Genomic DNA, 13,553 nt, shown 5'->3' with positions numbered 1-13,553 from the left:
CTAGGGGGAGTTGACGATCATGAAGGCGATGGGAAGCACGGGGCGGAGGAGAGCCGGTATCGGCCTCGCGGTCACGTCCCTGGTGGTGCCGATGACGGTGGCCCTCGGCGCCGCCCCGGCGCAGGCCGCGTCGTACTGCAACACGACGACCGGCCCGTACCAGAAGCAGGTGGAGAAGTTCCTCGGCCGGACGGCCGACGGGCGCCAGTCGCTCGCCGACTGCCGGGCGATCCAGGCCTTCCAGGCCAAGCACGGGATCACCCCGACCGCCGGCTACGCCGGGGTGATCACCTGGCGCACGATGTCGACGATGCTCGCGCAGAAGGCGGCCGGGACCAACCCGAACAAGGACCGCAGGTGTCCGACGAACAAGGGCCGGATCGCCTGTGTCGACCTGACCCGGCAGCTCAGCTGGATCCAGGACGGCGCGCGCCTGAAGTACGGCCCGGTGCCGGTGCGCACCGGACGGGACGGCGCGGAGACCCGTACCGGCGCGAAGAAGATCTACTGGCGCAACATCAACCACTGGTCGACGATCTACCACGTCTCGATGCCGTACTCGCAGTTCTTCGACGGCGGGCAGGCCTTCCACTCGACCACCAAGTCCATGTGGAACCCGCCGGGTTCGGGCGGCTGCGTCAACATGCGTCCGGCGGACGCGAAGGCGTACTGGAACCTGCTCAGGAACGGTGACGACGTGTTCGTGTACGGCCGCAAGCCGGGCACCTGACCGGAACAGCTCACCGGAACAGCTCGCCGGAACAGCCCTCCGCTGTCAGTGCCACGCGATAGCTTCCCCTCATCGGTGCCGAACGGGCGCCGGTGAGGGCGAGCGGGGTGGACGCGATGGACCTGACGGCCGGCGACCTGAAGTCGGACGACCTCGAGAAGTACCGCACGGAGCTGACCGGTTACTGCTACCGGATGCTGGGCTCCGCCTTCGAGGCGGAGGACGCGGTGCAGGACACCATGGTGCGCGCCTGGCGCTCGCTCGGCTCCTTCGAGGGGCGTTCCTCCCTGCGGTCCTGGCTGTACCGGATCGCCACCAACGTGTGCCTGGACTCGCTGAACGCGGGGAACCGGCGGGCCCGGCCGATGGATCTGACCGACCCGACGCCGGTCGCGCAGGCCCGGCTGAACGAGCGGCCCGAGATCACGTGGCTGGAGCCGGTGCCGGACGGGCGGGTGCTGCCTTCGGTGGCGGACCCGGCGGAGACGGCGGTCTCGCGCGAGACGGTGCGGCTCGCCTTCGTGGCCGCGTTGCAGCACCTGCCGCCGAAGCAGCGGGCGGTGCTCATCCTGCGCGAGGTGCTCGCGTGGAAGGCGGCCGAGGTGGCCGAGCTGCTCGGGCTGACCGTCGCCTCGGTCAACAGCGCGCTGCAGCGGGCCAGGGCGACCATCGCCGAGCAGGCGCCGGCGGCCTCGGACGCGGCGGATCCGCTGGACGAGGAGCAGAAGGCGCTCCTGGAGCGTTACGTGGCGGCCTTCGAGGGCTACGACATGCAGGCCCTGACCGCCCTGCTCCACGAGGACGCGACGATGTCCATGCCGCCGTACGACCTGTGGCTGCGCGGCCACGAGGACATCGTGGGCTGGATGCTCGGCGTCGGCGAGGTGTGCCGCGGCTCGAAGCTGCTCCCGACCGTGGCGAACGGCCAGCCGGCCTTCGCGCACTACCACCCGGTCCCGGAGGGCGGGTATGCGCCGTGGGCGCTGATCGTGCTCCAGCTGCACGACGGCAAGGTCGGCGGGATGGACTTCTTCCTGGACACCAAGCGCTGGTTCCCGCTGTTCGACCTCCCGGAGGCGCTGCCGGCCTGACCCTTTTCCGTACCTCTTCCGTACGGCTCACAGCAGGTCGCCGAGCCCGACGAGCCCGAGCACGTCCCTCAGCTCGGGCCCGGCGCCCCGGAACTCCAGCCGGTGCCCGCGCCGCCGCGCGGCGAGCCGCACCCGCGCGAGGGCGTCCACGGCCCCGAGCCCGGCCCGCCCGAGCCCGCCGATCTCGCAGACGACGAGCGCGGGCTCGGCGGCTTCGAGCAGCGCGCAGAGGCGCCGTACGTCCTCCGGAGCGGGCCGCCCGGTGAGCCGCACTTCGATGGTGTGAGAGGTGTCCACACCAGGCAGACCGCCGCCGTACCCGGAACTCATCGCGGCGCGACGAGCGCGGGTACGGGCATGTCCCGCGGGCTGTCTCAGGCGATGCGGTCGAGCACGATCGGGTTCGGCGTGAACGCCGTGCCCGGCTCCGCGATGTCCCACGCGTCCGTCAGGGACTTGAGCGCGTAGTCGAACTTCTCCGGGGTGTCCGTGTGGAGGGTCAGCAGCGGCTGGCCCGCCGTGACCGTGTCGCCCGGCTTCGCGTGCAGTTCGACGCCCGCGCCGGCCTGCACCGGGTCCTCCTTGCGGGCGCGGCCGGCGCCGAGGCGCCAGGCGGCGATGCCGATGTCGTAGGCGTCGAGGCGGGTCAGGACGCCCGTCGACGGGGCGGTGACGACGTGCTGCTCGCGGGCGACCGGGAGGGTCGCGTCCGGGTCGCCGCCCTGGGCGGCGATCATTCGGCGCCAGACGTCCATCGCGGAGCCGTCGGCGAGGGCCTTCGCCGGGTCGGCGTCCTTGACGCCGGCCGCGTCGAGCATCTCGCGGGCGAGCGCGATCGTGAGGTCGACGACGTCCTGCGGGCCGCCGCCGGCCAGGACCTCGACCGACTCGCGCACTTCGAGGGCGTTGCCGGCGGTGAGGCCGAGCGGGGTGGACATGTCGGTGAGCAGCGCGACCGTCTTCACGCCGCTGTCGGTGCCGAGCGCCACCATCGTGGAGGCCAGCTCGCGCGCGTCCTCGATGTTCTTCATGAAGGCGCCGGTGCCGACCTTCACGTCCAGGACCAGCGAGCCGGTGCCCTCGGCGATCTTCTTCGACATGATGGAGGAGGCGATCAGCGGGATGGCCTCGACCGTGCCGGTGACGTCGCGCAGCGCGTAGAGCTTCTTGTCCGCCGGGGCGAGCCCGTCGCCCGCCGCGCAGATCACCGCGCCGGTGGTGTCCAGGACGTGCAGCATCTCCTCGTTGGAAAGCAGCGCGCGCCAGCCGGGGATGGACTCCAGCTTGTCGAGGGTGCCGCCGGTGTGGCCGAGGCCGCGGCCGGAGAGCTGCGGGACGGCCGCGCCGCACGCGGCGACCAGCGGGGCGAGCGGCAGGGTGATCTTGTCGCCGACGCCGCCGGTGGAGTGCTTGTCGGCGGTCGGGCGGGAGAGGGAGGAGAAGTCCATGCGCTCGCCGGAGGCGATCATGGCGGCGGTCCAGCGGGCGATCTCGTCGCGGTTCATGCCGTTGAGCAGGATCGCCATGGCGAGGGCGGACATCTGCTCGTCGGCGACCTCGCCGCGGGTGTAGGCGTCGATGACCCAGTCGATCTGCTCGGGGCTCAGCTCGCCCTTGTCCCGCTTGGTGCGGATGACGGAGATGACGTCCATGGTGGTGCCTCTTTCTACGCGCATAGAGGGGGAAAGGAGGAGCGGCCCTTCCCATCGTGCCGGAAGGGCCGCTCCGAGGTACTACTTGGCGAGGTGGTCCGGGCCGAAGGCCTGCGGCAGCATCTCCGCCAGGGTGACGAACCCTGCGGGCGTCTCCAGGACGAGCTCGGGGCCGCCGAACTCGTACAACAGCTGCCGGCACCGGCCGCACGGCACCAGCGGGCCGCCGCTGCCGTCCACGCACACGAAGTGCGTGAGCCGCCCGCCGCCGGTCGCCTGCAGCTGCGAGACCAGACCGCACTCGGCGCACAGGCCGAGGCCGAACGAGGCGTTCTCGACATTGCAGCCGGAGACCACCCGGCCGTCGTCGACCAGGGCGGCCGCCCCGACCGGGAAGCCGGAGTACGGGGCGTAGGCCTGGGCCATCACCTCGCGGGCGACCTTCCGCAGCAGGTCCCAGTCGGCTCCGGCCGGGGGCGGCGTCACTTGCCCTGGCCCTTCTGGTACGGCAGGCCGTCCGCCTTGGGCATCCGCAGCCGCTGCGCCGACAGGGCGAGCACGAGCAGCGTGGTGATGTACGGGGCGGCGTCCACGAACTGGCTCGGGACCTCGTCGGTGACCGCGTACCAGATGAAGAAGCCGGCCGAGAAGACCGCGGCGATCACGGCCGACACGTACTTCTTCTTGTACAGCTGCCAGACCATCGCGATCACGAGGAGGAAGCCGACGAACAGCAGCAGCGCGTGCACGTTCTCGGCGCCGCCGCGCAGCTTGAGGCTGTCGGTGAAGCCGAACAGGCCGGCGCCCATCGCCATGCCGCCCGGCATCCAGTTGCCGAAGATCATCGCGGCGAGACCGATGTAACCGCGGCCGCCGGTCTGGCCCTCCTGGTAGATGCCGGTGGAGACGATCGCCAGGAACGCGCCGCCGAGGCCCGCGAGGCCGCCGGAGACGGCGACGGCGATGTACTTGTACTTGTAGACGTTGACGCCCAGGGACTCCGCCGCGACCGGGTTCTCACCGCAGGAGCGCAGTCGCAGGCCGAAGGCGGTGCGCCACAGCACCCACCAGGTGGCCGGGATGAGCAGGACGGCCACGACCGTCAGCAGCGACAGGTTGGTGACCAGGCCGCCGAGGATGCCGGCGATGTCCGAGATCAGGAACCAGTGCTTCTGCTGGAGGTCCATCAGCCAGTCCGAGAGTCCCGGGATGGTGATGTCGGTGATCTCGTCGATGCGCGGGGACTGCTTGGAGGAGCCGCCCTCGGCCTTGTCGAAGGTGAAGTTCGACAGGTACTGCGTGAAGCCCACCGCGAGGATGTTGATGGCCACACCGGAGACGATGTGGTTCACGTTGAACGTGACGGTGATGATCGCGTGCAGCAGACCGCCGAGCGCACCGCCGAGGATGCCGACGACGACACCCGTCCAGGGGCCCCACTGGTAGCCGGCCCAGGCACCGAACCAGGTGCCGAGGACCATCATTCCTTCGAGACCGATGTTGACGACGCCCGCGCGCTCGGACCACAGACCGCCGAGACCGGCCATGCCGATCGGCACGGCGAGCTGGAGGGCGCCGGAGACCTGGCCGACCGAGGTCAGGTCGTCGGCCCCGGAGATGACCCGGACCAGCGAGAACAGGACGAGACCGGCCGCGACGATCAGCAGGATCCAGGGCCAGGTCAGCTTGCGGCGGCCGCCCGCCTTCTTGGGCGCGGCGCTCGGCTTGGCAACGGTGCCGGTGCTCATGCCGCAACCTCCTTGTCGGTCTTGATGGCGCCGCCGGCGGCGAGTTCCTCGCCGACCTTCTGCTGCTGGCGGCGGAGGCCGTAACGGCGGACGAGCTCGTAGGAGACGACCACGGCGATCACGATGATGCCCTGCATGATCACGGTGATCTCCTTCGGGTACCCCGCGATGTCCAGGTTGGAGGACGCCTTTTCGAGGAACGCGAAGAGGAGGGCCGAGAAGAGGATGCCGACCGGGTGGTTGCGGCCGAGCAGGGCGACGGTGATGGCGGTGAAGCCGACGTTGACCGGGAAGGCCAGGCTGTACGTGTGCGACTCGCCGAGCAGGATCGGCATGCCGGCCAGACCCGCGAGACCACCCGAGATCAGCATCGCGGTGAGGATCATCTTCTTGGCGTCGACGCCGCTGGCGCGGGCCGCGGACTCGCTCTCGCCGGTGGCCCGCAGGTCGAAGCCGAAGCGGGTCCGGTTGAGGACGAACCAGTAGACGACGCCGAGCGCGAGCGCGACGAAGGTGAACCCGTAGATCTCGCCGTTGCCCTCGCCCATGTTGATGCCGGGGAACCAGCCGGACTCGGAGATCTGACCGGTGGTGAGGTCGTTGGAGCCCTCGGGCTGGACGCCGAAGTTCTTCGGCAGGATCAGCCAGGCCACCAGGGAGGTGGTGATGGCGTTGAGCATGATCGTGGAGACGACCTCGGACACACCGCGGGTGGTCTTCAGGATGCCCGCGATACCGGCCCAGACGGCACCGGTCGCGATGGCGACGAGCACGATGACCAGGATGTGCAGCGGACCGGGCAGCTCGACGGCGGCACCGACGAGGGCCGAGACCATCGCGGCGAGGCGGTACTGGCCCTCGACGCCGATGTTGAAGAGGTTCATCCGGAAGCCGATGGCGACGGCCAGGGCCGCCAGATAGAGGGTTCCGGCGTAGTTGACGATCAGGACCTGGACGTCGGAGTACCCGGCGTTCTCGATCATCAGCCGGATCGGCTCGATCGGGTCCAGGCCCGTCGCGAGCAGCACCAGGACGGTGAGCACGAAGGACGAGACCAGCGCGAGCACAGGGCCGGCGGCCCCGATGATCAGCTTGTCCTTGTCGATTTTCATCATCGGGCGTCACCGTCTTCGGGCTGCTCTTCGGTGCCTTCGAGCCGGCCGGTGGCCGCGCCGGTCATGGCGGAGCCCAGCTGCTCGGGCGTGATGGTCGCGGGGTCGGCCTCGGCGACGAGCTTGCCTCGGTACATGACCCGGAGGGTGTCGGACAGTCCGATCAGCTCGTCGAGGTCGGCGGAGATCAGCAGCACGGCGAGACCCGCGCGGCGGGCGTCCCGGATCGCGTCCCAGATCTGCGCCTGCGCGCCGACGTCCACACCGCGGGTGGGGTGGGCGGCGATCAGGAACTTGGGGCTGTGGCTCATCTCGCGGCCGACGATCAGCTTCTGCTGGTTGCCGCCGGAGAGGGAGGACGCGGTGACCTCGATGCCGGGGGTGCGCACGTCGTACTCGCGCACGATCCGCTCGGTGTCCTTGCGGGCGGCCTTGGGGTCGAGGATGCCGCGCTTGGAGTTGGGCGCCTCGGTGACGTGGCCGAGGATGCGGTTCTCCCAGAGCGGGGCCTCCAGGAGCAGGCCGTGGCGGTGGCGGTCCTCGGGGATGTAGCCGATGCCGCCCTCGCGGCGCCTGCGCACCGAGACCTTGGAGATGTCCTGGCCGTCGAGGGTGATGACGCCCGCGTCGGGGCTGTTCATGCCCATGAGGGCCTCGATGAGCTCGGTCTGGCCGTTGCCCTCGACGCCGGCGATGCCGAGGATCTCGCCCTTGTGGATGGTGAGCGAGATGGCGTCGAGAAGACGGCGGCCGGTGACGGGCTCCTCGTGCACCGTGACCGCCGCGGACGGGTCCGCGGGCGCGGCGGTGGTCAGCGGCGCGGCGGCCGCGGCGCCCGCCTCGGTCAGGGTCAGGCCCTGGACCTGGAGCATCGGCACGTCGGTGACGGTCGACTCGCGGGTCTCCGGCGACGGCAGCTCGGTGCCGACCATCAGCTCGGCGAGCTGCTTGGTGGTGGCGGTCTTCGGGTCGGCGGTGCCGACGGTGGTGCCGCGGCGGATGACGGTGATGTCGTCGGCGACCTTCAGGACCTCACCCAGCTTGTGCGAGATGAAGATGACGGTCAGGCCCTCGGCCTTGAGCCCGCGCAGGTTGTCGAAGAGCGCGTCGACCTCCTGCGGGACGAGCACGGCGGTCGGCTCGTCGAGGATGAGGATCTTGGCGCCGCGGTAGAGGACCTTGAGGATCTCCACGCGCTGCCGGTCGGCGACACCGAGGTCCTCGACGAGGGCGTCGGGGCGGACGCCGAGGCCGTACGCGTCGGAGATCTCCTGGATCTTCCGGCGGGCCTTGGCGCCGATGCCGTAGAGCTTCTCGCCGCCGAGGACGACGTTCTCCAGGACGGTGAGGTTGTCGGCGAGCATGAAGTGCTGGTGCACCATGCCGATGCCGCGGGCGATGGCATCGCCGGGGCTGGAGAAGGTGACCTGTTCCCCGTCGATGGCGATGGTGCCCTCGTCCGGCTTCTGCATGCCGTAGAGGATCTTCATCAGGGTCGACTTGCCGGCACCGTTCTCACCGATGAGGGCGTGCACGGTGCCCTTGCGAACGGTGATCGCGATGTCCTTGTTGGCGACGACGCCGGGGAAGCGCTTGGTGATGCCGTGGAGTTCTACGGCAGGGGGGCTGGACGCGTTGATGGCGCACTCTCCTTGGCCGAAAGGAGTGGGAGCGGACGGGCAGGGCGGGGCGAAGTTATCGTGCCGCTGGGACATCTACACGCGTAGCACTGCCGAAAATTGAAATCCCGTACGGGAATGGGCCCCGTGCCGGGAGGAATGGACCCGGGCCCTGGCGTCAGGGTGGCGCCGTCCGCCCTACGGGCGGGCCGTGCGGCGTCTGGTGCGTGCAGCTGCAAGGCGGAGAAGGAAGTCGACGCGGAGCGTCGGCGACCGACGACAACGCAGCAGATGCGCGTGCCAGGCGTCGCACGGCAGGCGAAACCCTGACGCCAGGGCCCGAAGGCCCGGTCCCAGTGGAGGTGCCACTGGAGCCGGGCCCGCAGGCTCAGGTCAGGACCTCGGTGCCGTTACGGCGTGGTCTTGACGGTGATCTTGCCGTCGATGATGGCCTTCTTCGCCTGGTCCACGGCGGCGACGAGGTCGGTCATGCTGGAGTACGCCGGGTTCGACGTGGCCAGGCCGACGCCGTCGGTCGCGAGACCGTAGCGGACCTCACCGGTCTGCGGCTTGCCGTCCTTGACCGACTTGATCAGGTTGAAGACGGAGCCCTGGACGTTCTTCGTGACCGAGGTCAGGATGTGGTCCTTGTAGGCGGCCAGACCCTTCTGGTTGTACTGGTCCGAGTCCACGCCGATGGCCCACTTGCCGGCCTTGGCGGTGGCCTCGATCGCGCCGGAGCCGGCGAGACCGGCGGCGGCGTAGATCACGTCGGCGCCCTTGTCGAGCTGGCCCTGCGCGGCGGCCTTGCCGAGGTCCGGCTTCGAGAAGCCGTCGAAGTTCGGCGGCTGGGTCAGGTACTGGGTGAGCACCTTCGCCTTGGGGTTGGTGTCCTTGACGCCCTGGGTGAAGCCCGCCTCGAACTTCTTGATCAGCGGAACCTCGACACCGCCGATGAAGCCGACCGTGCCGGTCTTGGACGCCTTGGCGGCGGCGACGCCGGCCAGGTAGGAGCCCTGCTCCTCGTTGAAGACGAGGTTGGCGATGTTCGGGCCGGTCTTCGACGTGTCGTCGATGAGGCCGAAGGTGGTCTTCGGGTAGGACTTGGCGACCTTCTCGATGGCCGGGGCGTAGGCGAAGCCGACACCGATGACCGGGTTGTTCCCGGCGCGGGCCAGCGTGGTGAGGCGCGCGATCTTGTCGGCGTCGCTCTCGCCCTGCGACGGCTCGGCCTCGGTGCCCTTGACGCCGAGCTGGTCCTCGGCCTGCTTCAGGCCCGCGTAGGCGGCGTCGTTGAAGGACTGGTCGCCGCGGCCGCCGATGTCGTAGGCGAGGGCGACCTTGGCGGCACCGGCGCTGGCGCTCGGGCTCGACCCCGTGTCGGTCGACGACTTGCCACACGCGGTGGCGGACAGGGCGAGCGCCGCGGAGGCGATGCCCACGGTGGTGATCCTGGTGATCCGGCGCAAGAGGAGGGTCCCTTCAAGACTGACCGAAAGCGCCTCTTCCGGCGCTGGTTTCGCGGCGATCGTAACGCGCGTAGATGTCAGTTAAAGACCCGTTCATGAGTCGTTATCGGATCGACGCGAACGAGCCAGGGGGCCACCCCCGGCGTCCGGCCCGATACCGCCCGTCATACACGCTGGTACGAGCGTACGGGCCGGGGCCGTATGCGACACGCCGAGGGGTGGGCCGGACGGATGAACGCAGTCCGGCCACCCTATAAGTCGTACTTAAAGTCCGGTTTTTCGGATCCATTGACGGGTTCGAATCCGGACGCCGGATCAGGGCCCCGGATCGGGGCTCGGATCAGGCCCCGGTTCCGGGCTCGGGTCAGGGCTTCGGCGCGGCGTCGAGGAGGGCCGCCGCCGTGAAGAGCTCCACGCCGACCTCGATGGCGTGCTCGTCCACGTCGAAGTCGCCCGCGTGCAGGTCACGGACCCGGGTGTCGCCGGGGGTGCGCACCCCGAGCCGGGCCATGGCGCCGGGGACGTGCTCCAGGTACCAGGAGAAGTCCTCGCCGCCGAGGGACTGCTCGGTGTCCTCGACGGAGAGCGGACCGCGCCGGGCGGTCATGGCGTCGCGGATCAGTTCGGTGACGACCGGGTCGTTGACGACCGGGGGCACGCCACGGACGTACTCGACGGTCGACTTGGCCCGGTGGAGCGTCGCGATCTCGTCGATGGCCGCGTGCACCAGGTCCGGGGCCTCGCGCCAGGTGGGCAGGTCGAGGCAGCGGACGGTGCCGGAGAGCTCGGCGTGCTGCGGGATGACGTTGGGGGCGTGCCCGGACTCGATACGGCCCCAGGTGACCGAGAGCCCGGAGCGGGCGTCGACCCGGCGGGCGAGCACGGCGGGCACGTCGGTCGCGATCCGGGCGGCGGCGGTGACGAGGTCGGTGGTGAGGTGCGGGCGGGCGGTGTGCCCGCCGGGGCCGTCGAGGGTGACCTCCAGGCGGTCGCAGGCCGAGGTGATGGGGCCGGGGCGCAGCCCGATCTTCCCCGCGTCGACCTTGGGGTCGCAGTGCACGGCGATGATCCGCCCGACGCCGTCCAGGACGCCCGCCTCGACGGCGTCGGCGGCGCCGCCGGGCAGGACCTCCTCGGCGGGCTGGAAGAGGAGCCGTACGGCGGCGGGAAGGCGTCCCTGGCGGTCCAGCTCGGCCAGCACGAGGCCGGCTCCCAGGACGGCCGTGGTGTGGACGTCGTGGCCGCAGGCGTGAGCGCGGTTCTGCTCGGTGGAGCGGTACGGGACGGTCTTGACGTCCGGGATCGGCAGCGCGTCCAGATCGGCCCGGATCGCCAGCATGGGCCGCCCGCGGTCCCAGGTCCCGATGTCACAGATGAGCCCCGTCCCGCCCGGCAGGACCCGCGGGCGCAGCCCGGCGGCCTCCAGGCGGGCCTTGACCGCGGCGGTGGTACGGAACTCCTGGTTGCCGAGCTCGGGGTGCATGTGCAAGTCCCTGCGGAACGCGATCAGTTCGGCACGCAGGGGTTCGGACAGCGTTCCGGGCGGCGCTGCGGGCGCCTCCCCGGGGCCGGGCTCACGGGACTTCAACTGGTTCACCTTTTGAAGGGTAGGCCCCCGGAGAGATCAACTGCCCGGTGATCACGAAAAGTTCAGCCCGTTAGGGGAAAAGAATCTCGTTCCGTGGGCATGACGGTCACCCTCTGTGGGTACGCTTACCCGAATTCGAGTCTTTCGGTACCGGTCGCGGTGCCGACGACGCCGGAGAGGAAGCCCTGGGCGCGCGGGGAGGCGTTCTCGCGGAGCCACTCGGGGGCGATCTCGCAGACGGCGACCTTCACGCCGGTGCCGGCCAGGGCCAGCGGCAGGGTGTGCACGACCGTGGACGGAAAGCTGACGACGGTGCGGCCCACGGGGCCGCGGCGGGCGATCAGTTCCAGCGGCAGGTCCGGGCGCACTATCTCCAGGCCGGTCTCGACGGCGATGCGGTGCAGCTTCTCGGTGCTCTCGCGGCGGTGGGCGAAGTAGCGGGTGGCGCCGTGGGTGCGGGCGAGGACGGTGACGGCCCGCAGGTACTCGTCGGGGTCGACGACGCCGGTCTCCACGAGCGAGGTGCCGACCAGGTCGGCGCCCTTGGTGAGCCGGGGCGGGCCGAAGCGGGACCGGGTCCAGGCGAAGTCGTTGACGGTGACGGTCGTGCCCTCGGGCGGCTCGACCGGCAGCGAGGTGAAGATCTCCACGGAGCGGCGGGGGCCCGGCGCGAGCTTGCGGCGCGCCATCCTCGTCACCGGCGCGAGCACCAGCTCGCGCGGGCCCCGGCCGCTGCCCCGCCGGTGCCAGCGCACCAGGCGCTCGCCGCGCGCGAGTTGGGCGGCGAACTCCATGGTGGCGGTGCCGTCGTCGACGACGGTGACCCGGCGGGGGCCGTACAGGGAGAGCAGCAGCTGGACGTACCGCGAGAACGGATCCCCGACGATCACCCGCTCGGCGGCCCGCAACGGCCCCGCGAGCTCCCGCAGCGTCGCCACGACGGCCCCCTTCCCCCCTCGCGCCTCCTGCCACTTCACCGTGACCCCCTCGTCCCGCGCGAGCTGCGCCATCCGGCGCAGCTGCCCGCGGGACATGGGGTCGGTGGGCGACAGGACGACGATGGTGAGGTCGGCGTGCGCGAGGGAGGGAGCGGGGACGGCGGAGCCGTCGGTACGGACCTCCCCGGGGTCGCCCGGGGAGCCGGCGGTGCCGGTGCCGGGCACGGCGCCGGGCGCGGGCGCGCCGAGGCCTGCGGCCTCCAGGTCGGCCGCCGAGGCGGCCTGGACGGGGCCGGGCGGCTGCCCGGCCTCTGCGGAACCGGCCGCACGGTCGGCAGCCGCTGCCGACCCGTCGGCGTCGCCCACACCGGTGCCGGCGTTCGCCGCCGCGCCGAAGGCGTCGGCAGACCCCGAGGCCGACCGGCCGGGTGCGCCGGCCGCCGCGGCCGCGTCGAGGCCTGGGGCCGCCGAGGCGGCCCGGACGGGGCCGGGCTCGGCGGCCGCGTCGGCCGCCCCGGCCGGTGCCGAGGCGGTCAGGCTCCCCTGGGGCGCCCGCCGGGACGGCTGGCGCGGGACCGCGTCCAGGCGGGCGGGGGTGGACGGGGGCGCGGTCCGGAGGATGGACGCGTGGGCCCATTCCAGGACGTTCAGCAGCTGGACCGGGCTCTCGACGAACGCCAGCTGGCTGGTCATGCGGCGACGACGCCCGGAACCCGGCGGAGCTTCTTCATCGGGCCGAGCTCCGACTCGTAGACCTTCTTGACGCCGTCGCCGAGCGCGGTCTCGATCGTGCGGATGTCGCGGACCAGGCGCTGCAGGCCCTGCGGCTCGACGGAGGCGGCCTGGTCGGAGCCCCACATGGCGCGGTCGAGGGTGATGTGGCGCTCGACGAAGGCGGCACCGAGGGCGACCGCGGCGAGGGTGGTCTGGAGGCCGGTCTCGTGGCCGGAGTAGCCGATCGGGACGTTCGGGAACTCGTCCTGGAGCGTCTGGATGACCCGCAGGTTGAGCTCCTCGGCCTTCGCCGGGTACGTGGAGGTGGCGTGGCAGAGCAGGATGTTGTCGCTGCCCAGGACCTCGACCGCGTGGCGGATCTGCTTCGGGGTGGACATGCCGGTGGAGAGGATCACCGTGCGGCCGGTGGCGCGCAGCTCGCGCAGCAGCTCGTCGTCCGTGAGGGAGGCGGAGGCCACCTTGTGGGCGGGGACGTCGAACTTCTCCAGGAAGGCGACGGCCTCGGTGTCCCACGGGGAGGCGAACCACTCGATGCCGCGCTTCTTGCAGTGCTCGTCGATGGCGCGGTACTCGTCCTCGCCGAACTCCACGCGGTGGCGGTAGTCGATGTAGGTCATCCGGCCCCAGGGGGTGTCGCGCTCGATGTCCCACTGGTCGCGCGGGGTGCAGATCTCCGGGGTGCGCTTCTGGAACTTGACGGCGTCACAGCCCGCCTCGGCGGCCACGTCGATGAGCGCGAAGGCGTTGTTCAGGTCGCCGTTGTGGTTGATGCCGATCTCACCCGTGATGTACACGGACTGGCCCGGGCCGGCGGTCTTGCTGCCGAGGGTGCGGAGACGGTTGCTGCTCATGGTGGTGGTTCCTTATGCGT

At 71.0% G+C, this 13,553-nt stretch carries 12 protein-coding genes; 2 read left to right on the top strand and 10 right to left on the bottom strand.

Annotated elements, in window-relative coordinates:
* Positions 1–19: 19 nt before the first annotated feature.
* Entirely contained in the window at positions 20–730 is a 711-nt protein-coding gene (locus AB0C73_RS28390; protein ID WP_362535695.1) for a L,D-transpeptidase, read from the top strand.
* Between the two features lie 116 nt (positions 731–846).
* Positions 847–1,821 (top strand): sigma-70 family RNA polymerase sigma factor, encoded by a 975-nt coding sequence (locus AB0C73_RS28385; RefSeq protein WP_362535694.1) that lies wholly within the window; start codon positions 847–849, stop codon positions 1,819–1,821.
* 27 nt (positions 1,822–1,848) lie between these two features.
* Here the strand turns inward: AB0C73_RS28385 and AB0C73_RS28380 are convergent, their stop codons facing one another.
* The 10 genes from AB0C73_RS28380 to AB0C73_RS28335 form a co-directional block, all read right to left on the bottom strand.
* Positions 1,849–2,118, bottom strand: a complete 270-nt coding sequence (locus AB0C73_RS28380; RefSeq protein ID WP_362535692.1) for an STAS domain-containing protein — start codon at positions 2,116–2,118, stop codon at positions 1,849–1,851.
* Between the two features lie 77 nt (positions 2,119–2,195).
* Positions 2,196–3,473, bottom strand: coding sequence for a thymidine phosphorylase (locus tag AB0C73_RS28375; RefSeq protein WP_362535691.1), 1,278 nt, complete (start codon positions 3,471–3,473; stop codon positions 2,196–2,198).
* A gap of 81 nt (positions 3,474–3,554) precedes the next feature.
* The gene (locus tag AB0C73_RS28370) at positions 3,555–3,959 is read right to left on the bottom strand and encodes a cytidine deaminase (RefSeq protein ID WP_362535689.1); all 405 of its coding nucleotides are present in this window, start codon (positions 3,957–3,959) and stop codon (positions 3,555–3,557) included.
* Positions 3,956–5,221: an ABC transporter permease gene (locus AB0C73_RS28365; protein ID WP_362535687.1), complete on the bottom strand. Its 1,266-nt coding sequence runs from the start codon at positions 5,219–5,221 to the stop codon at positions 3,956–3,958. Before AB0C73_RS28365 ends, AB0C73_RS28370 begins: the two co-directional genes overlap by 4 nt.
* Positions 5,218–6,336, bottom strand: a complete 1,119-nt coding sequence (locus tag AB0C73_RS28360) for an ABC transporter permease (protein WP_362535685.1) — start codon at positions 6,334–6,336, stop codon at positions 5,218–5,220. Before AB0C73_RS28360 ends, AB0C73_RS28365 begins: the two co-directional genes overlap by 4 nt.
* Positions 6,333–8,048, bottom strand: coding sequence for an ABC transporter ATP-binding protein (locus AB0C73_RS28355; protein ID WP_362535683.1), 1,716 nt, complete (start codon positions 8,046–8,048; stop codon positions 6,333–6,335). Before AB0C73_RS28355 ends, AB0C73_RS28360 begins: the two co-directional genes overlap by 4 nt.
* A 314-nt stretch (positions 8,049–8,362) precedes the next feature.
* Complete coding sequence (locus tag AB0C73_RS28350; RefSeq protein ID WP_362535681.1) at positions 8,363–9,421, bottom strand: BMP family ABC transporter substrate-binding protein; 1,059 nt, start codon at positions 9,419–9,421, stop codon at positions 8,363–8,365.
* Positions 9,422–9,785: 364 nt separating this feature from the next.
* The gene (locus tag AB0C73_RS28345) at positions 9,786–11,018 is read right to left on the bottom strand and encodes an amidohydrolase (protein WP_362535679.1); all 1,233 of its coding nucleotides are present in this window, start codon (positions 11,016–11,018) and stop codon (positions 9,786–9,788) included.
* Between the two features lie 116 nt (positions 11,019–11,134).
* Positions 11,135–12,313, bottom strand: coding sequence for a hypothetical protein (locus AB0C73_RS28340; protein ID WP_362535780.1), 1,179 nt, complete (start codon positions 12,311–12,313; stop codon positions 11,135–11,137).
* Between the two features lie 323 nt (positions 12,314–12,636).
* Positions 12,637–13,533, bottom strand: coding sequence for an N-acetylneuraminate synthase family protein (locus AB0C73_RS28335; protein ID WP_362535677.1), 897 nt, complete (start codon positions 13,531–13,533; stop codon positions 12,637–12,639).
* Positions 13,534–13,553 lie beyond the last annotated feature (20 nt).

The sequence above is a fragment of the Streptomyces sp. NPDC048623 genome (assembly GCF_040650755.1).
GTDB lineage: Bacteria > Actinomycetota > Actinomycetes > Streptomycetales > Streptomycetaceae > Streptomyces.
This window is presented reverse-complemented; position numbering and strand designations above follow the sequence as displayed.